The following is a 25428-nucleotide window of genomic DNA, read 5'->3' as shown; positions in this document are numbered from 1 at the left end:
ATTCATTTCTTCGGCGAATTAGCTCAGTCGGTTAGAGCGACGGAATCATAATCCGCAGGTCCGGGGTTCGAGTCCCTGATTCGCCACCAGTTGTAAAAAAAGCCGCTGTTCCGCAAGGAACAGCGGCTTTTTCATTTGGCTCATCCGATTCGCGATCCTCTCGCGCCGCCTCCCGCCGGCATGCGGCATTTCACGCGCCCCGGCACCGACGGCCCCCGCTTCGCGGACACAACGGCCGAAACCGCCGCGTCCCGGCTCGTTACGCCGCCACCGTCCCGCGCCGCTCCTCCGGCAACTGCCCGCGCACCTTCCCGCGCCAGTTCTCCCCGCCTTCCAGCGCCGGTGTCGACTCGAACACCTCCGCGATCCAGTCGGCGAACACTCGCACCTTCTGCGACAAATGCCGGTTGTGCGGATAGACGATCGAAATCGGCTTCGGCTTCGGATTGCAGTCCGGCAGCACCTCGACCAGCGATCCGTCGAGCAGGTTCGGCAGCACCATGAACAGCGTCGGCTGGATCATCCCGAACCCTTCGAGCCCGCACGTCACGTAGGCATCCGAATCGTTGACCGTGACGCTCCCGCTCATCCGCACCTCGACCGGCTTGCCGTCGATCATGAACACCCACGGAATCGCACGCGCGCCGTGGCTCGAACGGAAATTCACCGCATGATGTTCGGCAAGATCGGCAATCTCGTGCGGCTCGCCGTGACGCGCGACGTAATCGGGCGACGCGCAGGTCACGCGCTTCAGCATCCCGATGCGCCGCGCAACCATCGACGAATCCTCGAGCGGCCCGACCCGGATCATGCAGTCGATGCCCTCCTCGACCGGATCCACGTAGCGGTCGGAAAGCCCCAGCTCGAGCGTGATGTCCGGATAACGCTGCCGGAAAATCGACAGCGACGGCAGCACGATGCGCCGCCCGAGCGAACTCGGCATGTGGACGCGCAGCACGCCGCTCGGCTTGCGGTTGCCGGTCTGGAAGCTCGCGTCGGCTTCCGCGATCTCCGCGATGATCTTCATGCAATGCTCGTAGTACGCGGCACCTTCCGGCGTCAACGACAGCCGGCGCGTCGTCCGGTGCATCAGGCGCACGCCGAGCAGCGCCTCGAGATTCTGGATGATGGTCGTCACCGACGCGCGCGGCATCGCGAGCGTGTCGGCCGCGCGCGTAAAGCTGTTCGCGTCGACCACACGGGTAAAAACTTCCATTGCCTGGATTCGGTCCATGCTGCCCCCCTTCGAATCGCCAACGGAACAGAATAGAGCGCGCGGCGGGCGCGACACAAGCCCCCGACCATTGTTCTCCAACCCTGAATAGTCTTGGAATTTCGCACTGGAAAATGATCGGTTTTCGTTCAGTTCCACACGACAACCGCTCCGGCCCCGATCGCGCGCCGCGCGTTACCGCACGAACCGCTCCCGATACGCCTGCGGCGACACGCCCAGCACACGCACGAAGCTGCGCCGCAACGTCTCCTCCGAACCGAATCCGCACCGCGCGGCGATCCGCTTGACGGGCCAAGTCGTTTCGCCGAGCAGGCGCTGCGCGGCCTCGACGCGGATCTGCTCGACCGCGCGCGCGGGCGTGCGGCCGGTTCCCGCACGATAGTGGCGCACGAAGCTGCGTTCGCTCATGCGCACGCGCTCGGCCAGCGCGGGCACCGACAGGTCGGCCGTCAGGTGCTCGGCCATCCACGCATGCAGTTCGCCGAACCGGTCGTCGGTGCGCTGCATCGACAGCATCGCGCTGAACTGCGCCTGTCCGCCCGGACGCTTGAGGAACACGACGAGTTCGCGCGCGGCGTCGAGCGCGGTCGCGCGGCCGAGATCCTCCTCGACCAGCGCGAGCGCGAGATCGATGCCGGCCGTCACGCCGGCCGACGTCCACAGCGCGCCCTCGCGGATGAAGATCGGATCGGCTTCGACGCGCACGTTCGGGTAGCGCGCCGCGAATTCGTCGCAGCGCGCCCAGTGCGTAACCGCACGCCGTCCGTCGAGCAGGCCAGCCTCGGCGAGCAGGAACGCACCGGTGCAGACCGACGCAACGCGCCGCGCACGCTCCGCCTGCTGCCGCACCCAGCGCACCAGCCGGGCATCCTGCGATGCCGCGTGCACGCCCTTGCCGCCCGCGACGATCACCGTATCGGGACGGCGCGCGGCCGAGCGCAGCGACTCGGCCATCACGACGAGGCCCGACGACGTCTCGACGGGCCCGGCGTCGGCCGCGACGACACGCGGCGCATACGGCGCCGGCTGCCCGCGCTCAAGCGCGAGTTCGTTGACGGACGCGAACACCTGCAGCGGCCCCGACACGTCGAGCAATTGTGCACGGGGAAATGCAAGGACCAGGATCGAGCGCGGGGCGGCAGGCATGGCGATTGGCTGAAAACGTGGGCGATATGGCAATTTCGCCAAACACTACGCGCCTAGAATCGGTCTGTCCATCGTGTGCCGGCAACGGCGCGTTCCTCTTCCACCCGGAGTCTTCGCATGACCCTGCATATCGGCCTTCTCGTGTTTCCCGGCGTCCAGCAACTCGATCTCACCGGCCCGCACGACGTGCTCGCGTCGCTGCCCGACGCGGCCGTCCACCTGGTCTGGAAGTCGCGCGACACAGTCGCGTCGAGCAGCGGCCTCGCGCTCGCGCCGACCTGCACGTTCGACGACTGCCCGCCGCTCGACGTGATCTGCGTGCCGGGCGGCATCGGGATCAACGACCTGCTGCTCGACGCCGAAACGATCGCGTTCGTGCAGCAGCGCGCGGCTACCGCGCGCTACGTGACGTCGGTCTGCACGGGCGCGCTGCTGCTCGGCGTGGCCGGCCTGCTGCGCGGTCGGCGTGCGACGACGCACTGGGCGTTCCACACGCTGCTCGAACCGCTGGGTGCGGTGCCCGTGCGCGAGCGCGTCGTGCGCGACGGCAACCTGATCACCGGCGGCGGCGTGACGGCCGGTATCGACTTCGCGCTGACGATCGCCGCGGAGTTGGCCGGCGATGAAGAGGCGCAGGCGATCCAGCTTCAGCTCGAATACGCGCCTGCGCCGCCGTTCAACGCCGGCTCGCCCGACACCGCGCCGGCATCGGTCGTGAAGCGCGTCACCGAACGTTCGGCGGCCAGCTTTGCGAAACGCAAGCAGACAATCGAGCAGGCGCTGCGCGCGATGTCGCGCTGAATGCGGATGCAGGAGAATTGACGGGAAGACGACGCGCATTCGCGCCGGAGAACATATCGATGAACATCATCCGCAGCGCGGCATTCACCGCGGACCGCCCGTGGGGCGCGCTCGACATCGCGAACCTGAACGGCATCACGGTCCGCCTGCACTGGACCGACCAGCCGTATCGATGGCATGTGAACGACGGCGACGAAGTGTTCGCGGTGCTCGACGGTCGCGTCGAGATGCGCTATCGCGTAGCAGGCATCGAGCACGCGACGGTGCTCGAAACCGGCGACGTCTTCCACGCGACGGTCGGCACCGAGCACGTCGCGCATCCGCTCGGCGAAGCGCGCATCCTCGTGATCGAGACGGAAGGCAGCGTCTGACGGCAGGCCGCCGTGCGCCGTGCCGCGCGGCGGGTTTTACCCCGAGATCGTCCCCGTGCCCTGCGACGGGATCAGTTTCGGTTGCGGCGTGCACTGGCACTGGCACAGGTCGTGTTCGAGCGCGACGACCTTGCCCATCACGGTCATCGTCCGCTCGCCGCCGTCCGACACGATCACACCTGTCGTCTTGCACGTGGCGCAGAACACGGGCGCGCCGAGATAGGCGAGTTCGCGTCCGTCGAACGACGAATTGGCGATCCCTTCGAGCACCACGCCGCCGTGGTCGGTCGTGTCGCCCTTCAGAATGAATTTGCGGCTCATGATGTCGGTTCTTCCCTCGGAAACGCCGCGCCACGCGGCAGCGTGGCCGCGCACGGGCAATCGGAAACCGCCCGTCGGTCGCGGGCGTCCCGCGAGCATATCACCGCTCGCGGCGGCCGCCGTCGCCCGCCCCGTCGAGTCGGCGCCAGACGCGCACCGGCAGACGGCGGTCAGATACACATCGGTGCGCTTCGACAGGAAGCAGTCGAGCCCTGCCGCGACCTGGCGATACGTCGCGCCGCCGCTCAGACGACCAGCGCGATGCACAGCGCGGCGCCGCACAGATACGTGCCGATCGCGCCGATGAAACGCACGGGATTCGGCCTGGCCATCGTCGGCCACGCGAGCAATCCGATCACGAGCAGGCAACGGCATGCAGTCGCCGCGACGATCAGCGACAGGATCGCGCGCGACGGATCGTGTGCGCCGAAATAGAGAAACAGCACCGCGAGAAACGGCGCGTATTCGGCCGTGTTGCCGTGCGCGCGCACGATCTTGTGCAACCCGTTCGTCGGATCGGGCGCACACCCGGATCCGGTGGTGCACCGGAAGCGCGTGACGGACACGACAAGTCCGAGCCCGAACAGCAGCAGCCCGAGGATGGCCGTGCAAACGAGCGCGACGGGATGGATCGGCATGGGACTCCCGGCGAAAGCGAAAATGCGCCGCAGATCCGGCGATCCTACCCTCTGCCGGCGTGCACGGCTATCGCGGAAACCCGTAGCGTCGCCATGCGCCGGCCGCGATTTCGCGAACAGGATCCGGCCCGATTTGCCGCGATGCCGCACCGCACGAAACCGGTGCAGCGCCCCTGCCCGGCCACCCGGGCCTGCCCGCCGAAACCGTTGTCGCGCGGACGCTTAGGCACGGCACGCGCAAACGTTTCGCCGCGACGGCGTGCGCCATCGCATCGCAACGCCGGTCGCCGCGCGTCACAGGCACGCGCGTTGCATCGGCGCATCTCGGTAGTGAACCGCCCTTGGCAGCCCGCGGTTGAGGACTACACTAATCCTTAATGGGGTGCGGCCGGACAGCCTGTGCCCTCAGGGAGACGCCGCCATGAATCGGCCGCTTAATCGTATCCTGCCGCGCGTGACCGGTCTCGCATCGGTCTGGACGTGGGTCAAATGGTCTTTGCTGGCCGCGCTGCTGATCGCGCTCGCGATAATCGCGCGGCTCGTGCAGACCGAGATCGAAACGTCCCGGCTGCAGGCGCGCTACCTGTCCGAGCTCACCCGCGATGTCGGCTACACGGTCGAAACGGGCCCGAGCGATCACATCCGCTTCCCCGCGAACGGCCCCTACGACCAGCGCCTCGGCTACGCGATGATTCCGTCGTTCCAGGAGCGGCTGCTCGCGCGCGGTTTCGTCGTCGGCAAACAGGCGCGCGATTCGCAACGGATGCTGTCGCTCGGCGAGCGCGGGTTGTTCCTCCCTTACGAAGAAAAGGACCAGACGGGCCTGATGCTATTCGATTCGACCGGCGCGCCGCTGTTCGCGACCGTGTTCCCGCAGCGCGTCTATGCCGACTTCGACACGGTGCCGCGCGTGGTCGTCGATTCGCTGCTGTTCATCGAGGATCGCTACCTGCTCGACGCGAACGAACCGAACCGCAACCCGGCGATCGACTGGGGGCGCTTCAGCCGCGCGCTCGCCGACCAGGCGCTGCACGTCGTCAACCGTCACCAGGCGCGCCCGGGCGGCAGCACGCTCGCGACCCAGATCGAGAAGTTCCGCCATTCGCCCGAAGGCCGCACCGCGACGCCGCCCGAGAAGCTGCGGCAGATCGCGTCGGCGTCGGTCCGCGCGTATCTGAACGGCCCGCAGACGATGCTCGCGCGCCGCACGATCGTCGTGCGCTACCTGAACTCGGTGCCGCTCGCCGCGCGGCCGCATATCGGCGAAATCACCGGCATCGGCGACGGTCTCGCCGCCTGGTACGGCCGCGACTTCAACGACGTGAACCGGATCCTGTCCGCGCCGACGACCGGCGACAACGTCGACGAACAGGGCAAGACGTTCCGCGAGGTGCTGTCGCTGATCATCGCGCAGCGCGCGCCGTCGTACTTCCTCAACCGCGGCTATCCGGCGCTGCAGCGGCTGACCGACAGCTACCTGCGGCTGCTGTCGAACGGCGGCGTGATCTCGCCTGCATTGCGCGATGCCGCGCTGTCCGCGCAGATCGAACGCAGCGCGCCGCCTGCCGCCGCGCAGGTGCAATCGTTCGTGTCGCGCAAGGCGGTGTCGTCCGCGCGCGCGTCGCTGCTGTCGGCACTCGGCATCAGCGACGTCTACCAGCTCGACCTGCTCGACCTGGAGGCGACCAGCACGCTCGACAACGGCGTGCAGCGCGCCGTCGCCGAGCGGCTCGCGAAGGCATCGACGCGCGACGGCGCGCAGGCCGCCGGCCTCTATGGCTACGAGATGCTCGCGCCGAAGGACGACCCGTCGCATCTCACGTACAGCTTCACGCTGTACGAACGCCGCAACGGCGCGAACATGCTGCGCGTACAGACCGACAGCGTGAATGAGCCGTTCGACGTGAATCGCGGCGGCCGCATCAACCTCGGCTCGACCGCGAAACTGCGCACGCTGATCACGTACCTGCAGATCGTTTCCGATCTGCACGCGCGCTATGCGAACCTGTCGAACGCGGAGCTTGCGCGCGTGAAACCCGACCCGGTCGACGCGCTGTCGCGCTGGGCGCTCGACTATCTGTCGCATACGCGCGACCGCTCGCTGCAGGCGATGCTCGACGCGGCCGTCGAACGCAAGTATTCGGCGAGCCCCGACGTGTTCTACACGGGCGGCGGCGCGCAGGTGTTCTCGAACTTCGAGAAGTCGGACAACGGCCGCATCCTGACGCTGCACACTGCGTTCGAGCATTCGGTCAACCTCGTGTTCGTGCGGCTGATGCGCGACATCGTCCACTACGAGACGCTGCAGGCGGCCGGCCCGTCGTCGTCGTGGCTCGGCGATCCCGAACAGCGCCGGCATTACCTGCAGCAGTTCGTCGACGGCGAAAGCCAGGTCTACGTGAAGCGCTACTACACGCGCTATGCGGGCAAGGCACCCGACGACGCACTCGCGCTGATGCTGAAGGACGTGCGCAAGTCGCCGCCGAAGATCGCGACGGTGCTGCGCAGCGTCGCGCCGAACGAATCGCTCGCGTGGTTCGATGCGCAGATGCGCGCGCAACTGAAGGGCACGCCGGCCGCGACGCTGCCCGACGACGATCTCGCCGCGCTCTACGCGAAATACGCGATCGACCGGTTCAACCTCAACGATCGCGGCTATATCGCGAGCGTGCACCCGCTCGCGCTGTGGACGCTCAACTACCTGCGCGCGCACCCGAGCGCGTCGCTCGGCGAGGTCCAGCGCGAGAGCCGCGATGCGCGTTTCTACACGTATTCGTGGCTGTACAAGACGCGCTACCACGCGACCCAGGACCGCCGCATCCGCCGCATGGTCGAGCTGCGCGCGTACGCGGAGATCACGAAGTCGTGGCGCGCGCTCGGCTACCCGTTCGCGGAAGTCACGCCGTCCTACGCGGCCGCGATCGGCGCATCGGGCGACCAGCCCGACGCGCTCGCGAAACTGATCGGCCTGATCGCGAACGGCGGCCAGAAAGCGCCGACCGAGACGATCACGCGGCTCGACTTCGCGAAGGGCACGCCGTACGAAACGCGCTTCGTGCGCGCGGCCGCGCAGCCGCAGCCGATGCTGTCGCCGGAAATCGTCAACGTGGCGCACACGCTGCTGCGCGACGTCGTGCTCAGCGGCACCGCGCGCCGCCTCGCGGGCGGCTTCACGCTGCCCGACGGCAAGACGCTCGAGGTATACGGCAAGACGGGGACGGGCGACCAGCGCTTCAACATCTATGCGCGCGGCGCGCGGCTGATCGAGTCGCGCAAGGTAAACCGCAGCGGCACGTTCGTGTTCGTGATCGGCGACCGGTTCTTCGGGGTCCTGACGGCAACCGCGCACGAACCGTACGCGGCGCGCTACGACTTCACGAGCGCGATGGCCGTGCAGTTGCTGAAGTCGATGGCGCCGGCGCTCGCGCCGCTGATCGAACGCCCGGCCGCCACCGGCACGCACGCCGCGGACCCCGCGCCGCAGGCGGAAATGCCCGCGCCGGGCACCGCGTCGGCGCAACCTTCCTGACCGCGGCACATACGTTCACGCGACGGCACGCCGCTCAGTGCGAGCGGCCGTCATAGTGCGTGACGGGCAGCGCGTCGAGGTCGATATCCTCGAGGCAGCGCACGTTGATCGCGGCCATCGCGGTGCCGTTCGGATGAACGCCCTCGGCGAACGGATGCATCCCGCAGCGCTTGCAGAAGCGATGCCTGATCGCGTGCTTGTTGAACAGGTAGGTCGCGAGATTCTCGTCGGGCGTGAGGAGCTTCATGTGGTCGCGCGGCACGAACCACATCAGCGCGCCCTTGCGCTGGCAGATCGAGCAGTTGCACGCCATCACGCCCTGCAAGTCGCCTTCCACTTCGAACTTCACGTCTCCACAGTGACAGCTTCCGCGATAAAGCATGGTCGTCTCCCGGTGTGGCCCGTGCGCGTCGACGGCGCCCGGACGGACGCCGTTGGCCAGGCCGATTCAAGCGGGTACGGTAGCGCGCGCATGCGCCGCGCGCAATGTCCGGCGGCGCCCGTCCCGAACCTCCCCAATCAAGGAAAACCGTCATGCTCGAACTGCGCCCCGGCTGCGAATGCTGCGACAAGGACCTGCCGCCCGATTCGGCGGATGCGCGCATCTGCACCTTCGAGTGCACGCGGGCGGCGAGCCGTTCTGCGCGACCTGCGCCGACGACGTGCTGAAAGGTCGCTGCCCGAACTGCGGCGGCGACCTGGTCGTGCGCCCGCGGCGTCCGGCAAGCCTGCTCGCGAAGTATCCTGCGTCGACGCAGCGCATCCACAAGCCGGGCGGTTGCGCGAACGCCTGACGACGCCGCACCGCCGGCCCCCGCCCGTCACGACATCTCGATCCGCGCGCGCGTCACCGCGAGCAGCGCCGCCATCGCGCGGCGTGCGCCGTCCTCATCGCGCACGCGGATCGCGTCGCTGACGGTCGTGTGCTCGGCGAGCGACGCGTTGTACACGTCCGCGCGGCGCGCATTCAGATGCAGTTGCGCCTCGAGCGTGCGGTCGATCAGCGCGCCGAGCGGCACCAGCAGTTCGTTGCCGCCGGCCGCGAGCACGCTCAGGTGAAAGCGCAGGTCGGCGCGCACCCATTCGTCGACGTTGCGCGCGGCAGCCATCGCGCGCGCCGCGTCCTCGATCGCATCGAACGCTTCCGGCGTATGCGCGCGCGCGGCAAGCGCGGCCGCGTACGGCTCGATCATCTCGCGCATCTCCTGCAGCTTCAGCGCGAACGCGAGCGGCGGCGCAACGCGCGCGTACCAGTCGAGCAGGTCGGCGTCGAGCAGGTTCCATGCGTGGCGCGGCCGCACGCGCGTGCCGACCTTCGGCCGCGATTCGACCAGCCCCTTCGACGTCAGCGTGCGCAGCGCCTCGCGCATCACCGTACGGCTCACGCCGTACAGCTCCATCAGGTCGGGCTCCCTCGGCAGCAGCGATTCGGGCGGATAGTCGCCGCGCAGGATCGCCGTCGCCAGCCGGAAGGCCGTCTGTCCATGCAGGTCGTGTTGAATGATCGTTCTCCGTTGGGCCCGCGTGCCGGCTGCCCACTATCTGCACAATAGTGCTATTAATACTATTTTTTATCCGACTACGCTAGGATAATCGCGAAAGCACGCGACCGCGCGCCGCGCCCGTGCGCCCGCGCCGGCCAACCATGGAGACTCGTATCGTGAAAATCACCCGCCTCGAAACTTTCGTCGTCCCGCCGCGCTGGCTGTTCCTCAAGATCGAAACCGACGAGGGCATCGTCGGCTGGGGCGAGCCGATCGTCGAAGGCCGCGCGCATACGGTCGAGGCCGCGGTGCAGGAACTGGCCGACTACCTCGTCGGCCGCGACCCGCTGCTGATCGAGGATCACTGGCAGGTGATGTACCGCGCGGGCTTCTACCGCGGCGGCCCGATCATGATGAGCGCAATCGCGGGCGTCGACCAGGCGCTTTGGGACATCAAGGGCAAGCATCACGGCGTGCCGGTGCACGCGCTGCTCGGCGGCCAGGTGCGCGATCGCATCAAGGTGTATTCGTGGATCGGCGGCGACCGGCCGAGCGACGTCGCGAACAATGCGCGCGCGGTCGTCGAGCGCGGCTTCAAGGCCGTGAAGATGAATGGTTCCGAGGAACTGCAGATCGTCGACACCTACGACAAGGTCGAGCAGGTGATCGCGAACGTCGCGGCCGTGCGCGACGCGGTCGGCCCGCACGTCGGGATCGGCGTCGACTTCCACGGCCGCGTGCACAAGCCGATGGCGAAGGTGCTCGCGAAGGAGCTCGACCCGTACAAGCTGATGTTCATCGAGGAACCCGTGCTGTCGGAGAACGCCGAGGCGCTGCGCGACATCGTCAACCAGACCAACACGCCGATCGCGCTCGGCGAACGGCTGTACTCGCGCTGGGACTTCAAGCACATCCTCGCGGGCGGCTACGTGGACATCATCCAGCCCGACGCGTCGCACGCGGGCGGCATCACCGAGTGCCGCAAGATCGCGACGCTCGCGGAGAGCTACGACGTCGCGCTCGCACTGCACTGCCCGCTCGGCCCGATCGCGCTCGCCGCATGTCTGCAGCTCGATGCGGTCAGCTACAACGCATTCATCCAGGAACAAAGCCTCGGCATTCACTACAACCAGGGCAACGACCTGCTCGACTACCTGCGCAATCCCGAGGTGTTCCGCTACGAGGACGGCTTCGTCGCGATCCCGCAGGGCCCGGGGCTCGGCATCGACGTCAACGAGGAGAAGGTGCGCGAGATGGCGAAAACGGGCCACCGCTGGCGCAACCCGGTGTGGCGCCACGCGGACGGCAGCGTCGCCGAGTGGTGAGCACGCTGCGTATCGCGCGCGGCTGCGGCCCGCGCGATACGCATCGACTTCGAAACGGCTGCCCGACAGGCGGTCGCTTTTACGTGAGCGGCGCGACGAGCGGCACGTGCCGCGCACGCGCCCGCGCCCGCGGGCTTGCGTCGCGCCATGCGGAACCCGCCGTCAACCGAGCGCCGCGAACCCCGGCACGCTGAACGACAGCACGGCGGCCGCGACGAACACGCCGATCATCGTCATCCCTTCGAGATGCAGGATGTTGCGGAACGTGTGCGCATCCTCGGTCGACGCGGTGCGGCGCAGCCGCGGCAGCGCCGAGAAGCGGTTCAGGCCGCCGAGCACGAGCGCGAGCGCGACGAGCAGCAGCTTCAGCAGCAACACGCGCCCCCACGTGCTGCCGTCGAGCGGCGCGAGCGAGCCGCCGAGCCCGCGCAGCGCATTGAGCATGCCCGTCCCGAGCAAGAATACGACCGCGATGATCGACGTACGCGACAGTTGCTGGCCGATGCGGATCAGCGCGCCGCGTGCGACCGAAGAACCGAGCGCCGGCAGCACCGCGAGCCCGCCCGCGAGCACGAGGCCGCCCCACACGGCCGTCGCGAGCAGGTGCAGCGTCTGCACGCCGACCGCCGCGGACAGCGCGCCCGTATCGGCCGCATGGCCGAGCGATGCCTTGCCGGCCGCGACCACGATCACCGCGAGCCACAGCACCGCGTGCGCGCCCGGGCCCTCCGGCTTCGCCAGCGCGACGATCGCGAGCACCACCGCGCCGGCGAACGCGACGCTCCACGCGAAGCCCGCGTGCGTCTGCATCAGCACGACGGGAATCGCGGCGAACGCGCCGCCGAGCCCCGCGCCGCTCATCGTCGCGGCCTCGTAGACCAGCCAGCCGAGATCCGCGAGCACGAGCGTCAGCGCCGCCGCGACCAGGGAATGTTGTGCGCGCAACCACGCGGGATGCGAAGGCGAGACGACCGGCCGCGCGCCGTCCTTGCCGAGCCACGCCTTGAGCAGCGCCGAGCCGACCGCCATCGCGAACGCGGCGTCCATCAGCGCCGCGAGCGTGACCTGCCCGATCCACAAGCTGTCGAACTTCATCGTGCACATCCTCCCGGAAAAGGCCGGCCGGCGGCGCGGCGGCAACGGGACAGACAACGGGAACGAGGCAACGGCACGGTAGAAAGCGTCATCGATGAATCCGGAAACGGGAGAAATGACTGGACCTGCGGCGGAGGCGGCGCCGCGCGAGTCGCGAGTGTACGGTCTTCGATGGCGAAAGCGCACGCCGGTTCACTTCGCCGCTGTGCAATACGCGTCAAATTGTCGCAAGTCGTAAACAGACAGGAACCGCTGTCCTTTTGCCAAATAGCCGTCATTACCCATCGATGATAGAATGCCGCGTCGCAGCAGCCCGGCTGTCCTGCCGTCCATGCGCCGAGCCGATCGTAGCCCGGACAAGGTCCCCGACGAATAATCATGGAGTCTCGTGTGTCTTCAAGACGCCTCTTCCGTCCGCTGCTCGCCGTTCTGTTGATCGGCGGAGCGGGCCTTATGAGCGCTGCCCAAGCGCAGACCAAGCCCACGGAGCAAGCGCACGCCCAGCAGGCGCCGCTCAAGGCACCCGATACGATGGCCGAGCGCGTGCGCGGCTGTACCGCATGCCACGGCGTCCACGGCCAGGGCACGGACAACGACTACTTCCCGCGTCTTGCCGGCAAGCCGGCCGAGTACCTGTACAACCAGCTCGTCAACTTCCGTGATGGCCGGCGCAAGTACCCGCCGATGAACTACCTGCTGACGTACCTGAACGACGACTACCTGCGCGAAATCGCCGAGCACTTCTCGGCCGAACGCCCGCCGTACCCGGCGCCGGCGAAGCCGACGCTGCCGGCCGCGACGCTCGCGCGCGGCAAGCAGCTCGTCACGCAAGGCGACCCGTCCCGCAAGCTGCCGGCCTGCGTGGCCTGCCATGGCGCGACGCTGACCGGCATGCAGCCGGCGATCCCGGGCCTCGTCGGCCTGCACGCCGATTACCTGAGCGCACAGCTCGGCGCATGGCGCTCGGGCAACCGCCACGCAAAGGCACCGGACTGCATGCACGACATCGCAGCGAAGCTTTCCGACGAAGACGTGACGGCCGTGACCGCATGGCTCGCCGCGCAACCGGCGCCCGCCAACCCCGTGCCGGCCCCGGCGCGCTCGATGAAGACTCCGCTCGCCTGCGGCAGCGAACCGCAATAAGGCAAGGGAGACAGACACAATGAAACGCAAGTCCCTGTTTGCACTCTCGGCTGTCGCGATCGTCGCGGCTGCCGCCCTCGTGCCGGTCCTGTGGCCGGGCAACGACACGCTGCACGGCGCTGCCGCCGTCGCGGCCACGCCGGCCGACCAGGCCGCGCTGATCAAGAAGGGCGAATACCTCGCGCGCGTCGGCGACTGTATCGCGTGCCACACCGTGCGCGGCGGCAAGTCGTTCGCGGGCGGCCTGCCGATGGCGACGCCGTTCGGCACGATGTACACGCCGAACATCACGCCGGACGACAAGGACGGCATCGGCAAGTGGACCTCGGACGACTTCTACCGCGCGATGCACACGGGTCGCTCGAAGGACGGCAGCCTGCTGTACCCGGGCTTCCCGTTCGCGAGCTACACGAAGGTCACGCGCGCGGATTCGGACGCGATCTTCGCGTACCTGCGCTCGGTCGCGCCGGTGTCGGTGCCGAGCCGTCCGCACGAACTGAAGTTCCCGTTCAACAACCGCAACCTGCTGATCGGCTGGCGCACGCTGTTCTTCAAGGAAGGCGAGTACAAGCCGGATCCGACGAAGTCGGTCGAATGGAACCGCGGCGCCTACCTCGTCGAAGGCCTCGGCCACTGCTCGATGTGCCACACGTCGATCAACATGATGGGCGGCCCGGTGAGCTCGTCGGCGTTCGCAGGCGGCCTGATCCCGCTGCAGAACTGGTATGCGCCGTCGCTGACGAACGACAAGGAACTCGGCCTCGGCGACTGGCACGTGCAGGAGCTGTCCGACCTGCTGCAGGCCGGCGTGTCGCAGAAGGGTGCGGTGTTCGGCCCGATGGCGGACGTGGTCCACAACAGCCTGCAGTACATGACCGACGAAGATACGCGCGCGATGTCGACGTACCTGAAGTCGATCCCGCAGAAGGCTGAAGCGCCGAAGAACATGCAGTACGAGCCGTCGAAGCAGTTCGGCAATGCGCTGTTCGACCAGGGCAAGAAGATCTACGCCGACAACTGCGCGACCTGCCACGCCGAAACCGGCGCGGGCAAGCCGCCGGCATATCCGCCGCTCGCGGGCAACCACTCGATCATGATGGAATCGGCGGTCAACCCGATCCGCATGGTGCTGAACGGTGGCTATCCGCCGAGCACGTTCAAGAATCCGCGTCCGTACGGCATGCCGCCGTTCGCGCAGTCGCTGTCGAACCAGGAAGTCGCAGCCGTTGTAACGTATATCCGGATGTCGTGGGGCAACAACGGTACGCCGATCTCGCCGCAACAGGTGAGCGACCTGCGTTCCGCGCCCCTTTGCTTTTTGCGACGCCAGTCCCCGCGCGGGCCGCGCGAGGTGTCGCCGATCATAAAACTCAAGAGTGGTATCTATGTCTTTCGAATCTCTCGGCCTGGCCGAACCGCTTGTCAAGGCGGTCAACGAGCTCGGCTACACGTCGCCGACTCCGATCCAGCAGCAGGCGATCCCCGCCGTGCTCGGCGGCGGCGACCTGCTCGCCGGCGCACAAACAGGCACCGGCAAGACCGCCGGCTTCACGCTGCCGATCCTGCAGCGCCTGCACACGTTCTACGCCGAGCATCGCGGCGCGAAGCGCGCGGTGCGCGCGCTGATCCTCACGCCGACGCGCGAACTCGCCGCGCAGGTCGAGGAAAGCGTCCGTGCCTACAGCAAGTACCTGAAGCTGCGCTCGACCGTGATGTTCGGCGGCGTCAGCATCAATCCGCAGATCGATGCGCTCAAGCGCGGCGTCGACATCGTCGTCGCGACGCCGGGGCGCCTGCTCGACCACATGCAGCAGAAGACGATCGACCTGTCGAATCTCGACATCCTCGTGCTCGACGAAGCCGACCGGATGCTCGACATGGGCTTCATCCACGACATCAAGCGCGTGCTCGCGAAGTTGCCGCCGCAGCGCCAGAACCTGCTGTTCTCGGCGACCTTCTCCGACGAGATCAAGGCGCTTGCCGACAGCCTGCTCGACTCGCCCGCGCTGATCGAGGTCGCGCGCCGCAACACGACCGCCGAGAGCGTCGCGCAGAAGATCCACCCGGTCGACCGCGACCGCAAGCGCGAGCTGCTCACGCACCTGATCCGCGAACACAACTGGTTCCAGGTGCTCGTGTTCACGCGCACCAAGCACGGCGCGAACCGGCTCGCCGAACAGTTGACGAAGGACGGCATCAGCGCGATGGCGATCCACGGCAACAAGAGCCAGTCGGCCCGCACGCGCGCGCTTGCCGAGTTCAAGAACAGCACGCTGCAGGTGCTCGTCGCGACCGATATCGCCGCGCGCGGGATCGACATCGACCAGTTGCCGCACGTCGTCAACTTCGACCTGCCGAACGTGCCCGAGGATTACGTGCACCGGATCGGCCGCACGGGCCGCGCGGGCGCGACCGGTGAAGCCGTGTCGCTCGTGTGCGTCGACGAGAAGCAACTGCTGCGCGACATCGAGCGACTGATCAAGCGCGAGATTCCGCAGGAAGTGATCGCGGGCTTCGAACCCGATCCGAACGCGAAGCCGGAGCCGATCCAGCAGCGCCGCGGGCAGCAGCAACCTCGCGGCGGTGGTGGCGGCGGCGGCGGCAATCGCCAGCCGCGCGCAGGCGGCTCAGGCCAGCCGGCCGCGAAACGCGACGGCAACGCGCAACCGAAGGCATCGCAGCAGAAGGCCGCGAAGCCGCGCACGCAAGGCGGCGCCGGCGGCAGCGGCGGACGCCCGGCGGGCGGCGGCAACAGCGCGCGCCCCGCGAGCGGCAACGCCGCGCACCCGAACCGCAACCGTTCGTCGCGCAGCGGCCAGCGCGGTCACTGAAGCCGCGCGGCCGCGCGCCGCAGGTGCTCGACCTGGCGTTGCCAGCGCGCGAGCACCGCGGCGCGCTCCCCTTCCAGCGTGAACGTGACGCCTGTCGCGAGACGCGCATAACCGACCCGCTGCGCATCGCCGTGCGCGATCGTCGCAGCGAATCCGGCCAGTCCGCCGAAGTCGCCTTCGAGCGGCTCGATCCTCAATTGCGCCTGAAAGAATGCGCCGTCGGCGACGAGCGTCAACGCGGCCGCGCGCCGTTGCGCGAGCGCGCGCGCCGCACGCGATTGCGGCCATAGCGCCAGCAGCAGCGTGTGCGCATCGTGCGCATAGATCTCGCCGACGCCAAGCAGCGTCGTGCGCAACTGCCCATCGTCGGTCGCGACGATCAGCGATGCGGCGATATCGGCATGACGCTCGAGCGCGGTGCCGTCGAACAGCGATACGACGGCCGGCGGCCACGCGTCGAACGTCCATTGTTCGAGCGCGTGGCGATGGGTATCGGTCATGGTGGCGTGGCCCCGGTGCGGATCAAGATCGGATGACGATGCGGCAGCATACGCCAGCCGGGCCGGGCCGCGGCGATCAGCGCAGGAATACGTGCCGCGTGATCTTCGTGAGCGGATAATGGACGCCCGGCTGGATCCTCGCGGGCAGGTCGAGCGGCTTGAGCAGCATCTTCACGCACATGTCGGCCGACAGGTTGCGCCGCACGAGCGTACTGATGCGCGCGGCGCGCTCGCGGTTGTACTGGCTGTCGCCGACGCGATCCGGATAACGAACCGCGAACACGTGGCGCAGCGCGATCTCGGAATCCTCGTTCTTGATTTCCATCACGCGGCGCGCCAGCGCGCCGAGCACCGCGAGCCGGCCATTGCCTTCGAGCTTGTTGTACTTCTTGAAGAATTTGAAGAAGTGCTTGTAGTGACGCACTTCGTCCGTGCGGATGTTGTCGGTGATTTCCTTCAGCACGGGCTCGTCGGAGCATTCGTTGATCGCACGATAGAGCGTGGCCGTGCCCGTCTCGACGACGCAGCGCGCGACCATCTCGAGCGCGCGGGTCTTCTCGAATGCCTCGACCTTGCAGGTCTTCGAATACTCGGCGAAGAAATTCGCGAAGGCGGTATCCCAGTCGAACTCGGGCCATACGTGCGCGATGTACGCCTTCAGCGCGCGGCCGTGCTGCAATTCTTCGTGCTCCCATGCATTGTTGAGCCACTCGGATACTTCAGGATCGTCGTTGAAGAATTCGCTCAGATTGCTCGTGTAGAGATCCGAGCCGCTTTCGATGAACGACGACGCGCACAGCAGCAGCAGCAGATCCTCGTTCGCGGCGGCACGCTGACGATCGATCCGGTTCAGGTCGATGTCCTCGATTCGCCACGGCATGACATGCGTCGTTTTAGTGTCCATGGTGGTGCGCTCCCAGTCGTCGCGCGGGGGCCGGCCCATGCCTTGGCACAGGCGCCGACCGTCCCGCAGGCGGCGTATTACATGCGTTTCTAGTGAATTGGTCCGGCCGAACCATCCTGGCATCTTAGCCGGACTTTGACGTTCGTGCTCCAGAGCACTGACCATACCGGACAGGCGCAGTTCCACGGCGTCTGTTGCCGTTCGTTAGACGAGTCCTTCGAACTGCTTGCAGCCGTTCAGCAGTACGGCCGCATCAAACGAAACGAAACGGGCGGCCGTTCGGCCGCCCGTCGAGCGCATGAAATTGAGGCGAACCGTCAGAAGCCGGCCGCCAGACCGTCGCGCCGGCTGTCGCTCGCAGCCACGTAGCCGCGCTCGCGATCGTCGCGATCGAGACGCCAGATGAACTGCCCCGAACCGAAATCCATGTAAGGATCGTCGATCGACTTGATCGTATGGCCGCGTGCGGCCAGCGCGTCGACCGTCGCGCGATTCATCGTCGATTCGACGTCGAGCGTGAAGTCGCGGTTGACCTTCCAGCGCGGCGCATCGCATGCGGCCTGCGGCTGCTGCCCATGGCCGAGCATCCGCACGATGGTCTGCAGATGGCCTTGCGGCTGCATGTCGCCGCCCATCACGCCGAAGCTCATCACGGCCTCGGTGCGGCCGTCGACCTGCTCGGTCACGAACGCCGGGATGATCGTGTGGAACGGCCGCTTGCCGCCCGCGACGACGTTCGGCGAAGCCGGATCCATCGAGAAGCCATGCCCGCGATTCTGCAGCGCAATGCCGGTGCCCGGCACCACGAGCCCCGAGCCGAAGCCCATGTAGTTCGACTGGATAAAGCTCACCATCATCCCGCGCTCGTCGGCCGCCGACAGGTAGATCGTGCCGCCCGAATGCGGCCGGCCGGCGCCGAAGTGCGTCGCACGCGCGGGATCGATCTGCTTCGCGCGTTCGGCGAGATACGCATCGTCGAGCATCTGCTCGGGCGTGACTTCCATCGCGCGCGGATCGGCCACGTAGCGATAGACGTCCGCGAATGCGAGCTTCATCGCCTCGATCTGCAGATGCTGCGAGTCGACCGAATCGAGCGGCCATTCGGTCACGCCCGCATGCTCGGCGATCCCGAGCGCGATCAGCGCGGCAATGCCCTGCCCGTTCGGCGGGATCTCGTGAATCGTGTGACGGCCGAAGCGCTTGCCGATCGGCTCGACCCACTCCGGTCGGTACGCGCGCAGGTCGGCTTCGGTCAGCGCGCCGCCGCCGTCGCGGGCGAACGCGGCGATGCGCCCGGCGAGCGCGCCTTCATAGAACGCACGGGCGCCGTCCTTCGCGAGCGTGCGCAGCGTCTGCGCATGGCCCGGCAGGCACACGCGTTCGCCGACGAGCGGCGCACGGCCGCGCGGCATGAAGGTCTCCGCGAAACCCGGCAGGCCCTGCAGCGCAGGCACCGCCGCCGCCCACTTGTGCGCGACGATCGGCGGCACCGCATAACCGCGCTCCGCGATCTCGATCGCCGGCTCGAGCAGATCCGCGAACGGCAGCGAGCCGAACTTCGCGTGCAGCGCCTCCCAGCCCGCGATCACGCCCGGCACGGTGACGGTATCCCAGCCGCGCATCGGCTTGTTCGCGATGCCGTGCGCATCCTCGCCGTGGCGCTTGCGGAAATAGTCGACGTTCCACGCGGCCGGCGCGACGCCCGACGCGTTCAGCCCGGACAGCCGCTCGCCGTCCCACACGAGCGCGAACGCGTCGCCGCCGAGCCCGCAGGACACGGGCTCGACGACGGTAATCGCGGCCGCGGCGGCCAGCGCCGCGTCGACCGCGTTGCCGCCTTTCCACAGCATCCGCAGCCCGGCCTGCGCGGCGAGCGGATGCGACGTCGACACGACGTTGCGCGCGAATACCGGGATGCGGGTCGTCGGATACGGGTTGTGCCAGTTGAAGCCAGTCATCGGTGCCACCTCGTCGAAAGCTGAATGAACGCGCCGAACGCGTGCCCGCGTGCGCGGGCAGTCCGCCATTGCAGCGCGATCAGCGCAATCGCACAAATTCATTTGTCACATGAATCCATGCGATTTCCGCATGAATTTCACGCGGCCGTGCCGGCCAGGCCGGCCGAACGGCGTTGCCGCCCTTACAATACCCGCTCCGTCTCACGACACGACCATCGAGCCATGACCCGAGATCCCCGCCTCACCCTCAACGCGCGCCAGCAGGAACTGCTCGAATGGGTGCAGCGCGACGGCTTCGTGACCGTCGACGATCTCGCCGCGCACTTCGCGGTGACGCCGCAGACGATCCGCCGCGACGTGAACTGGCTCGCCGACCTGAACCTGCTGCGCCGCTACCACGGCGGCGCGAGCCTGCCGACCAGCTCGGAGAACGTGTCGTATACGGCGCGCCAGCGGATGTTCCACGACGAGAAGCGGCGCATCGCGGCGCTCGCGGCTTCGCACATCCCCGACCAGGCGTCGCTGTTCATCAACCTCGGCACGACGACCGAGGAAGTCGCGCGCGCGCTGAACCGCCACCACGGGCTGCACGTGATCACGAACAACCTGAACGTCGCGTCGATGATGAGCGGCTACCCCGACTGCGAGGTGCTGATCACGGGCGGCATCGTGCGGCCGTGGGACAAGGGTATCGTCGGCGAACTCGCGATCGACTTCATCCGCCAGTTCAAGGTCGACTACGCGATCATCGGCACGTCGGCGATCGAGGCCGACGGCACACTGCGCGACTTCGACACGCGCGAGGTGCGTGTCGCCGAGGCGATCATGCAGCATGCGCGCACGGTCTACCTCGTGACCGACCATTCGAAGGTCGGCCGCCCGGCGCTGGTGCGCCAGGGCCACCTGAGCCAGGTGCACGCGCTTTTCACCGACAAGCCGCTGCCGCCCGAGATGGCCGACACGGTGGCCGCCGCCGGCACCCAGGTGTACGTCGCGGAATGATGCTTGCGAAGGTGCCGGCGATGCTGCACCGCACCCGAAACTTCAAGTGAAATCAAGAAGTTGGCGCCGCGAGCGGACCGCTTGCGGTGCATCCTTCTGTCAAACGGAAAATTAACGGGGCACGATTTGTCGTTGCCCGCGCGCTCGACTAGACTCCAGTTCCCCGGCCCGTTCGCAGATCCGCCTGTGCCAGGGCGGGTGCGAATCGCAGGGCCGGCGAATGCAGCTTTTCCCCCCAAGCCATACACCCCGCGGGGTATCGTGCGTCGGCGTTTGCGCCGGCCGCGCGGGCAGACCGGTTGCCATGGAGAGAACGATGCTGAGTCCGCATGAATTCGCCACGCTATTGCTTGTAAAGGACGCGCCTGACCAGCGCGACATGGATCGGGATGAACTGGACACACTGCTCGAACAGCAGCTCGTCCGCCTTGAAGGACTCGGCTCGGGGCGCAAATACTGCGTGACCGAGACCGGCGACGCCGCGCTGCGATCCATCAAGTACCGCTATTCGTGAAACCTCGCTGTTCCTGACCTGACCGCGCGGCCGGACCGACTCCCGGCCGCGCGGTCGTTTCCGCTTCCCCCGCCGGTTCGCCTCACCCGGGCCGCAGCCGGCTTCAGCCGCCGCGCAGCGTCGGATCGACCGCCGCCCGCCAGCTGATGGCCTGCGCGCGCGCACCGTTGAAATACGCGATCCAGCCGGCGCGCGCCGCCGCGTCGGGCGCCGCATAGTGCGTCGAAAGTTCGTTTACGAACGCACAATAGTTCGCTTCGGTCAGCCCGCGATACCGTTTCGCCACGTACGCGTCATACAGCGTCGAGTAGACCGGCTGCGCGTCCGCGCCCCAGTCGCGCGCGGTGCCGCCGCACGATGTCTGCAGGTCGGCGAACGACGGCGCCCGCCAGTTGCCGGCAAGCGGCGGCGTGCCGGCGCTGCACCCGGCCAGAAGGACGGCGCACACGCCGGCCCACATCCCAATACGCATGATTCACCTCGCAAAACGGTCGATTGCGCCAGTATCGTCCGGGATCGCGCCGCGCGCTACTGGCCCCGCTTTTTCGAACTTTACTTTTTCGATTTCGTTCGTTAAATTTCGAATTCGAACATTTCGTGTTCGCCAATTTCCATCAGACGATAAGGACAGCAGGTGACCCAACCGAATCGCTACGATCTGCTCGTCGTCGGCGGCGGCATCAACGGCGCGGGGATCGCGCGCGATGCGGCCGGCCGCGGCCTGTCGGTCATGCTCTGCGAGCAGGACGATCTCGCGTCGCATACGTCGTCGTCCAGCACGAAGCTGATTCACGGCGGCCTGCGCTATCTCGAGTACAACGAGTTCGGGCTCGTGCGCAAGGCGCTGCAGGAGCGCGAAACGCTGCTGCGCGCGGCGCCGCACATCATGTGGCCGCTGCGCTTCGTGATGCCGCACATGCCGAACCTGCGTCCGGCCTGGCTGATCCGCATCGGCCTGTTCCTCTACGATCACCTCGCGAAACGCGAACTGCTGCCCGGCTCGCGCGGCATCGACATGCGCCGCCATGCGGCCGGCGCGCCGCTGATCGACTCGATCAAGCGCGGCTTCGTGTATTCGGACGGCTGGGTCGACGACGCGCGCCTCGTCGTGCTGAACGCGATGGATGCGAAGGAGCGCGGCGCCGAGATCCTGACGCGCACGAAGCTGGTATCCGCCGAACGCCGCGGCGACGAATGGGAAGCACGGCTGCAGCACGCCGACGGTTCGATCCGCGTCGTGCATGCGCGCGCGATCGCGAACGCGGCCGGCCCGTGGGTCGGCGACGTGCTGCACGGCGCGCTCGGCCGCGGCGCGCAGCACAGCGTGCGGCTCGTGAAGGGCAGCCACATCATCACGCGCCGCCTGTTCGATCACGATCACGCGTACATCTTCCAGAACCCGGACAAGCGGATCATCTTCGCGATTCCGTACGAACACGACTTCACGCTGATCGGCACGACCGACGTCGAATACACGAACGATCCCGCGAAGGTCGCGATCGATCGCGACGAGACGCAGTACCTGTGCGATTCGATCAACCGCTACTTCAAGCGCAAGATCTCGCCGGCCGACGTGCACTGGACCTATTCGGGCGTGCGCCCGCTGCTGGAAGACGAGAACGCGGCGAATGCATCGGCCGTCACGCGCGACTACCGCCTCGAGCTGGACGACGGCGCGGGTGCGCCGCTGCTGTCGGTGTTCGGCGGCAAGATCACGACGTTCCGCAAGCTCGCGGAAGAAGCCGGCGACATGCTGTGCCGCGCGCTCGGCCGCGACGCGAAAACCTGGACGGCCGGCGTCGCGCTGCCGGGCGGCGACATCGCGAACGCGAAGTTCGACGTATTCGCCGACACGTTCGCAAAACGTCATCCGTGGCTGCCGGCCGCACTCGCCCGTCGTTATGCGCGCGCCTACGGCACGCGTGCGGAACGCGTGGTCGACGACGCGAAGTCGCTCGCCGATCTCGGCACCGAAATCGCGCCGGGCATCTACGACGCCGAACTGCGCTACCTGCGCGATGCCGAATGGGCGACCTGCGCGCAGGACGTGCTGTGGCGCCGCTCGAAGCTCGGCCTGCACGTCGCGCCTGGCACGCTCGATGCCGTGACGGCCGCGGTCGACGCGTGGTTCGCCGCCGCGCATGCGCCGCACGCCTGATCCGAAAGCAGTTGCAGTTGTCTGACCGAAGTTGACTCAACGACGCGCCGCCCACCATGCGGCGCGCATCACAACTAAGCCAATCCACGGATGGAGATGAGAGACATGCAGGACCAGTACATCCTCGCGCTTGACCAGGGCACCACGAGTTCCCGCGCGATGCTGTTCGATCGCCAGGGCAATATCGTGTCGATCGCCCAGAAGGAATTCGAACAGATCTACCCGCAACCCGGCTGGGTCGAGCACGACCCTCAGGAAATCTGGTCGACGCAAGCCGGCGTCGCCGCCGAAGCCGTCACGCGCACGGGCCTGAACGGCACGTCGATCGCGGCCATCGGCATCACCAACCAGCGCGAGACGACGATCGTCTGGGATCGCGAGACGGGCCAGCCCGTCTACAACGCGATCGTCTGGCAGGATCGCCGCACGGCCGACTTCTGCGACTCGCTGAAGAAGCAGGGCCTCGAAGCGAAGGTGCGCGCAAAGACCGGCCTGCCGATCGATTCGTACTTCTCCGCGACGAAGATCCGCTGGATCCTCGACAACGTGCCGGGCGCACGCGACAAGGCACGCCAGGGCAAACTCGCGTTCGGCACCGTCGACAGCTGGCTCGTGTGGAACTTCACGAAGCACGAACTGCACGTGACCGACGTGACGAACGCGTCGCGCACGATGCTGTTCAACATCCATACGCGCGAGTGGGACAGCGAGCTGCTCGAATTGCTCGACATCCCGCGCAGCATGCTGCCGGAAGTGAAGGCGTCGTCGGAAATCTACGGCCATACGAAAACCACCGTATTTGCGTCGAAGATCCCGCTCGCGGGCATCGCCGGCGACCAGCACGCGGCGCTGTTCGGCCAGATGTGCACGACGTCGGGCATGGTGAAGAACACCTACGGCACCGGCTGCTTCCTGATGATGAACACCGGCGACAAGCCGATCGAGTCGAAGAACAACCTCGTCACGACGATCGCATGGCAGATCGGCGACGACGTGCAGTACGCGCTCGAAGGCAGCATCTTCATCGCGGGTGCGGTCGTGCAATGGCTGCGCGACGGCGTAGGCATCATCAAGACGGCCGCTGAAATCGAAGCGCTCGCCGCGAGCGTGCCGCACACCGACGGCGTCTATCTCGTGCCCGCGTTCGCCGGCCTCGGCGCACCGCACTGGAACCCGCGGGCGCGCGGTTCGGTGTTCGGCGTCACGCGCGGCACGACGGCCGCGCATCTCGCGCGTGCGGCGCTCGATTCGATCGCGTACCAGTCGCTCGACGTGCTGGCCGCGATGGAAGCCGATTCGGGCATCAGCATCGGCGAGCTGCGCGTCGACGGCGGCGCGAGCGCGAACGACCTGCTGATGCAGTTCCAGGCCGACCTGCTCGGCGTCGACGCGGTGCGCCCGCAGATCACCGAGACGACCGCGCTCGGCGCGGCGTATCTCGCGGGCCTCGCGATCGGCTACTGGAAGAACCTCGACGAAGTGCGCGACCAGTGGCAGCTCGATCGCCGCTTCTCGCCGACGATGCCGAAGGAGCAGGTCGAACGCTGCATGGCCGGCTGGCAGCGTGCGGTGCGCGCCGCGAAGGCGTGGGCCGACGACACCCAGTAATCGTCAGCCATCCAGACGAAATACAACAACACCGGCGGACCGCGCGGCGCGCGAGTCCGCCGCGACATACGAGAGACAACCATGTCACCTTATATTGCAGAATTCATCGGCACAGCAATCCTCGTGCTGCTCGGCAACGGCGCGGTCGCAAACGTGCTGCTTGCGAAGACCAAGGGCAAGGGCGCAGACCTGATCGTGATCGTGTGGGGCTGGGCGATGGCCGTATTCGTCGCCGTCTACGTGACCGCGTCGTTCAGCGGCGCGCACCTGAACCCGGTCGTGACGATCAGCCTCGCGCTCGCGGGCAAGTTCGCGTGGTCGAAAGTCGGCGGCTACATCCTCGCGCAGATGCTCGGCGGGATGGCGGGCGCACTGCTCGTGTGGCTCGCGTATCGCCAGCACTTCGCGAAGGAAGCCGATGCGGACCTGAAGCTCGCGGTGTTCTGCACGGCGCCCGCGATCCGCAGCGTCCGGCACAACGTGCTGACCGAGGCGATCTGCACGTTCGTGCTGATCCTCGGCGTGCTGTATCTCGCGTCGCCGCAGGTCGGCCTCGGCGCGCTCGACGCGCTGCCCGTCGGCCTGCTCGTGCTCGGCATCGGCATCTCCCTCGGCGGCCCGACCGGCTATGCGATGAGCCCCGCGCGCGACCTCGCGCCGCGCCTCATGCATGCGCTGCTGCCGATTCCCGGCAAGCGCGACAGCGACTGGCGCTATGCGTGGATCCCGGTGGTCGGCCCGCTGATCGGCGGCTCGCTCGCTGCCGCGCTCTATCTGCAACTGCACGTGCCGCACTGACGCGGCCCGTCGCACCGACGAAGCAACACAGCCCGCGTGCCGGAAGGCCGCGGGCTGTTTTTCATTGC

Annotated in this window: 22 protein-coding genes, 1 tRNA gene and 2 pseudogenes; 14 read left to right on the top strand and 11 right to left on the bottom strand. The window is 67.5% G+C overall.

Going from position 1 to position 25428, the window contains the following annotated elements; genetic code table 11:
* The first annotated feature begins 12 nt into the window (after window positions 1-12).
* Window positions 13-89, top strand: a tRNA-Met gene (locus tag AC3WLY_RS22375).
* Between the two features lie 170 nt (window positions 90-259).
* Here AC3WLY_RS22375 and AC3WLY_RS22370 read toward each other — a convergent pair.
* A complete protein-coding gene (locus tag AC3WLY_RS22370; protein WP_175961984.1) occupies window positions 260-1234 on the bottom strand; it encodes a LysR family transcriptional regulator in 975 nt (324 codons plus the stop codon).
* Window positions 1235-1408: 174 nt separating this feature from the next.
* The gene (locus AC3WLY_RS22365) at window positions 1409-2380 is read right to left on the bottom strand and encodes a GlxA family transcriptional regulator (RefSeq protein WP_492308956.1); all 972 of its coding nucleotides are present in this window, start codon (window positions 2378-2380) and stop codon (window positions 1409-1411) included.
* Between the two features lie 117 nt (window positions 2381-2497).
* Here AC3WLY_RS22365 and AC3WLY_RS22360 point away from each other — a divergent pair, with 117 nt between their 5' ends.
* Both AC3WLY_RS22360 and AC3WLY_RS22355 read left to right on the top strand, forming a co-directional pair.
* On the top strand, window positions 2498-3181 hold the full coding sequence (locus tag AC3WLY_RS22360) for a DJ-1/PfpI family protein (protein ID WP_492308957.1): 684 nt from the start codon (window positions 2498-2500) through the stop codon (window positions 3179-3181).
* A 59-nt stretch (window positions 3182-3240) separates the two neighbouring features.
* Window positions 3241-3552, top strand: coding sequence for a cupin domain-containing protein (locus AC3WLY_RS22355; RefSeq protein WP_175961987.1), 312 nt, complete (start codon window positions 3241-3243; stop codon window positions 3550-3552).
* A 36-nt stretch (window positions 3553-3588) separates the two neighbouring features.
* On the opposite strand, the gene AC3WLY_RS22350 is transcribed toward AC3WLY_RS22355, so the two are convergent.
* Both AC3WLY_RS22350 and AC3WLY_RS22345 read right to left on the bottom strand, forming a co-directional pair.
* Window positions 3589-3873: a PAAR domain-containing protein gene (locus AC3WLY_RS22350; RefSeq protein WP_175961988.1), complete on the bottom strand. Its 285-nt coding sequence runs from the start codon at window positions 3871-3873 to the stop codon at window positions 3589-3591.
* A 245-nt stretch (window positions 3874-4118) separates the two neighbouring features.
* A complete protein-coding gene (locus AC3WLY_RS22345; protein ID WP_492308958.1) occupies window positions 4119-4511 on the bottom strand; it encodes an MAPEG family protein in 393 nt (130 codons plus the stop codon).
* A gap of 421 nt (window positions 4512-4932) precedes the next feature.
* On the opposite strand from AC3WLY_RS22345, the gene AC3WLY_RS22340 reads away from it, so the two are divergent.
* Window positions 4933-8040 (top strand): transglycosylase domain-containing protein, encoded by a 3108-nt coding sequence (locus AC3WLY_RS22340; RefSeq protein WP_492308959.1) that lies wholly within the window; start codon window positions 4933-4935, stop codon window positions 8038-8040.
* Window positions 8041-8074: 34 nt separating this feature from the next.
* Here the strand turns inward: AC3WLY_RS22340 and AC3WLY_RS22335 are convergent, their stop codons facing one another.
* Window positions 8075-8422: a GFA family protein gene (locus AC3WLY_RS22335; RefSeq protein WP_175961991.1), complete on the bottom strand. Its 348-nt coding sequence runs from the start codon at window positions 8420-8422 to the stop codon at window positions 8075-8077.
* Between the two features lie 152 nt (window positions 8423-8574).
* On the opposite strand from AC3WLY_RS22335, the pseudogene AC3WLY_RS22330 reads away from it, so the two are divergent.
* Window positions 8575-8834 (top strand): annotated as a pseudogene (locus tag AC3WLY_RS22330) (DUF1272 domain-containing protein).
* Between the two features lie 27 nt (window positions 8835-8861).
* Here the strand turns inward: AC3WLY_RS22330 and AC3WLY_RS22325 are convergent.
* Window positions 8862-9545, bottom strand: a complete 684-nt coding sequence (locus AC3WLY_RS22325; RefSeq protein ID WP_175962077.1) for a FadR/GntR family transcriptional regulator — start codon at window positions 9543-9545, stop codon at window positions 8862-8864.
* A gap of 155 nt (window positions 9546-9700) precedes the next feature.
* Between AC3WLY_RS22325 and dgoD the strand changes: the two genes are divergently transcribed.
* A complete protein-coding gene (gene dgoD / locus AC3WLY_RS22320) occupies window positions 9701-10849 on the top strand; it encodes a galactonate dehydratase (RefSeq protein WP_072443519.1) in 1149 nt (382 codons plus the stop codon).
* A 162-nt stretch (window positions 10850-11011) separates the two neighbouring features.
* On the opposite strand, the gene AC3WLY_RS22315 is transcribed toward dgoD, so the two are convergent.
* Window positions 11012-11944, bottom strand: coding sequence for a CopD family protein (locus AC3WLY_RS22315; protein WP_492308960.1), 933 nt, complete (start codon window positions 11942-11944; stop codon window positions 11012-11014).
* Between the two features lie 378 nt (window positions 11945-12322).
* Here AC3WLY_RS22315 and AC3WLY_RS22310 point away from each other — a divergent pair, with 378 nt between their 5' ends.
* The 3 genes and pseudogenes from AC3WLY_RS22310 (at window position 12323) to AC3WLY_RS22300 (ending at window position 15918) form a co-directional block, all read left to right on the top strand.
* The gene (locus tag AC3WLY_RS22310) at window positions 12323-13087 is read left to right on the top strand and encodes a c-type cytochrome (protein ID WP_175961993.1); all 765 of its coding nucleotides are present in this window, start codon (window positions 12323-12325) and stop codon (window positions 13085-13087) included.
* Window positions 13088-13106: 19 nt separating this feature from the next.
* A pseudogene (locus tag AC3WLY_RS22305) lies at window positions 13107-14399 on the top strand (c-type cytochrome); the annotation flags it as partial.
* Between the two features lie 73 nt (window positions 14400-14472).
* Entirely contained in the window at window positions 14473-15918 is a 1446-nt protein-coding gene (locus AC3WLY_RS22300) for a DEAD/DEAH box helicase (RefSeq protein WP_175961994.1), read from the top strand.
* Here AC3WLY_RS22300 and AC3WLY_RS22295 read toward each other — a convergent pair.
* From AC3WLY_RS22295 to AC3WLY_RS22285, 3 genes are all read right to left on the bottom strand, one after another.
* Entirely contained in the window at window positions 15912-16418 is a 507-nt protein-coding gene (locus tag AC3WLY_RS22295; protein WP_310142813.1) for a hypothetical protein, read from the bottom strand. The genes AC3WLY_RS22300 and AC3WLY_RS22295 overlap by 7 nt on opposite strands.
* Window positions 16419-16494: 76 nt before the next feature.
* Window positions 16495-17322 (bottom strand): ferritin-like domain-containing protein, encoded by an 828-nt coding sequence (locus tag AC3WLY_RS22290; RefSeq protein ID WP_034178954.1) that lies wholly within the window; start codon window positions 17320-17322, stop codon window positions 16495-16497.
* Between the two features lie 317 nt (window positions 17323-17639).
* The gene (locus AC3WLY_RS22285) at window positions 17640-19280 is read right to left on the bottom strand and encodes a gamma-glutamyltransferase family protein (RefSeq protein ID WP_175961995.1); all 1641 of its coding nucleotides are present in this window, start codon (window positions 19278-19280) and stop codon (window positions 17640-17642) included.
* A gap of 222 nt (window positions 19281-19502) precedes the next feature.
* Between AC3WLY_RS22285 and AC3WLY_RS22280 the strand changes: the two genes are divergently transcribed.
* Window positions 19503-20282 carry a DeoR/GlpR family DNA-binding transcription regulator gene (locus AC3WLY_RS22280; protein ID WP_006493999.1) on the top strand — a complete coding sequence of 260 codons (780 nt, stop codon included), beginning with the start codon at window positions 19503-19505 and terminating at the stop codon, window positions 20280-20282.
* A 316-nt stretch (window positions 20283-20598) separates the two neighbouring features.
* Entirely contained in the window at window positions 20599-20796 is a 198-nt protein-coding gene (locus AC3WLY_RS22275; RefSeq protein WP_034179421.1) for a hypothetical protein, read from the top strand.
* 103 nt (window positions 20797-20899) lie between these two features.
* Here AC3WLY_RS22275 and AC3WLY_RS22270 read toward each other — a convergent pair whose 3' ends face one another.
* Entirely contained in the window at window positions 20900-21268 is a 369-nt protein-coding gene (locus AC3WLY_RS22270) for a hypothetical protein (RefSeq protein ID WP_175961996.1), read from the bottom strand.
* 162 nt (window positions 21269-21430) lie between these two features.
* Here AC3WLY_RS22270 and glpD point away from each other — a divergent pair, with 162 nt between their 5' ends.
* The 3 genes from glpD to AC3WLY_RS22255 all read left to right on the top strand — a co-directional run bounded on the left by glpD (window position 21431) and on the right by AC3WLY_RS22255 (window position 25360).
* Entirely contained in the window at window positions 21431-22954 is a 1524-nt protein-coding gene (glpD, locus tag AC3WLY_RS22265; protein WP_034178957.1) for a glycerol-3-phosphate dehydrogenase, read from the top strand.
* A 105-nt stretch (window positions 22955-23059) separates the two neighbouring features.
* Window positions 23060-24562 carry a glycerol kinase GlpK gene (glpK, locus tag AC3WLY_RS22260; RefSeq protein WP_492308962.1) on the top strand — a complete coding sequence of 501 codons (1503 nt, stop codon included), beginning with the start codon at window positions 23060-23062 and terminating at the stop codon, window positions 24560-24562.
* An 81-nt stretch (window positions 24563-24643) separates the two neighbouring features.
* On the top strand, window positions 24644-25360 hold the full coding sequence (locus AC3WLY_RS22255; RefSeq protein ID WP_310142824.1) for an MIP/aquaporin family protein: 717 nt from the start codon (window positions 24644-24646) through the stop codon (window positions 25358-25360).
* Window positions 25361-25428: the final 68 nt, after the last annotated feature.

The sequence above is a fragment of the Burkholderia sp. FW306-1C-G01B genome (genome assembly GCF_058781685.1).
This window is presented reverse-complemented; position numbering and strand designations above follow the sequence as displayed.

Excerpts from the sequence above, each read along its gene's own strand:
- AC3WLY_RS22295 (WP_310142813.1), bottom strand. The coding sequence starts at position 16,418 with ATGACCGATACCCATCGCCACGCGCTCGAACAATGGACGTTCGACGCG.
- AC3WLY_RS22255 (WP_310142824.1), top strand. The coding sequence starts at position 24,644 with ATGTCACCTTATATTGCAGAATTCATCGGCACAGCAATCCTCGTGCTG.
- AC3WLY_RS22340 (WP_492308959.1), top strand. The coding sequence starts at position 4,933 with ATGAATCGGCCGCTTAATCGTATCCTGCCGCGCGTGACCGGTCTCGCA.
- AC3WLY_RS22300 (WP_175961994.1), top strand. The coding sequence starts at position 14,473 with ATGTCTTTCGAATCTCTCGGCCTGGCCGAACCGCTTGTCAAGGCGGTC.
- AC3WLY_RS22270 (WP_175961996.1), bottom strand. The coding sequence starts at position 21,268 with ATGCGTATTGGGATGTGGGCCGGCGTGTGCGCCGTCCTTCTGGCCGGG.
- AC3WLY_RS22285 (WP_175961995.1), bottom strand. The coding sequence starts at position 19,280 with ATGACTGGCTTCAACTGGCACAACCCGTATCCGACGACCCGCATCCCG.
- AC3WLY_RS22310 (WP_175961993.1), top strand. The coding sequence starts at position 12,323 with ATGGAGTCTCGTGTGTCTTCAAGACGCCTCTTCCGTCCGCTGCTCGCC.
- AC3WLY_RS22290 (WP_034178954.1), bottom strand. The coding sequence starts at position 17,322 with ATGGACACTAAAACGACGCATGTCATGCCGTGGCGAATCGAGGACATC.
- AC3WLY_RS22365 (WP_492308956.1), bottom strand. The coding sequence starts at position 2,380 with ATGCCTGCCGCCCCGCGCTCGATCCTGGTCCTTGCATTTCCCCGTGCA.
- AC3WLY_RS22345 (WP_492308958.1), bottom strand. The coding sequence starts at position 4,511 with ATGCCGATCCATCCCGTCGCGCTCGTTTGCACGGCCATCCTCGGGCTG.
- AC3WLY_RS22370 (WP_175961984.1), bottom strand. The coding sequence starts at position 1,234 with ATGGACCGAATCCAGGCAATGGAAGTTTTTACCCGTGTGGTCGACGCG.
- AC3WLY_RS22355 (WP_175961987.1), top strand. The coding sequence starts at position 3,241 with ATGAACATCATCCGCAGCGCGGCATTCACCGCGGACCGCCCGTGGGGC.
- AC3WLY_RS22360 (WP_492308957.1), top strand. The coding sequence starts at position 2,498 with ATGACCCTGCATATCGGCCTTCTCGTGTTTCCCGGCGTCCAGCAACTC.
- glpK (WP_492308962.1), top strand. The coding sequence starts at position 23,060 with ATGCAGGACCAGTACATCCTCGCGCTTGACCAGGGCACCACGAGTTCC.
- AC3WLY_RS22315 (WP_492308960.1), bottom strand. The coding sequence starts at position 11,944 with ATGAAGTTCGACAGCTTGTGGATCGGGCAGGTCACGCTCGCGGCGCTG.
- AC3WLY_RS22280 (WP_006493999.1), top strand. The coding sequence starts at position 19,503 with ATGACCCGAGATCCCCGCCTCACCCTCAACGCGCGCCAGCAGGAACTG.
- AC3WLY_RS22275 (WP_034179421.1), top strand. The coding sequence starts at position 20,599 with ATGCTGAGTCCGCATGAATTCGCCACGCTATTGCTTGTAAAGGACGCG.
- AC3WLY_RS22350 (WP_175961988.1), bottom strand. The coding sequence starts at position 3,873 with ATGAGCCGCAAATTCATTCTGAAGGGCGACACGACCGACCACGGCGGC.
- AC3WLY_RS22335 (WP_175961991.1), bottom strand. The coding sequence starts at position 8,422 with ATGCTTTATCGCGGAAGCTGTCACTGTGGAGACGTGAAGTTCGAAGTG.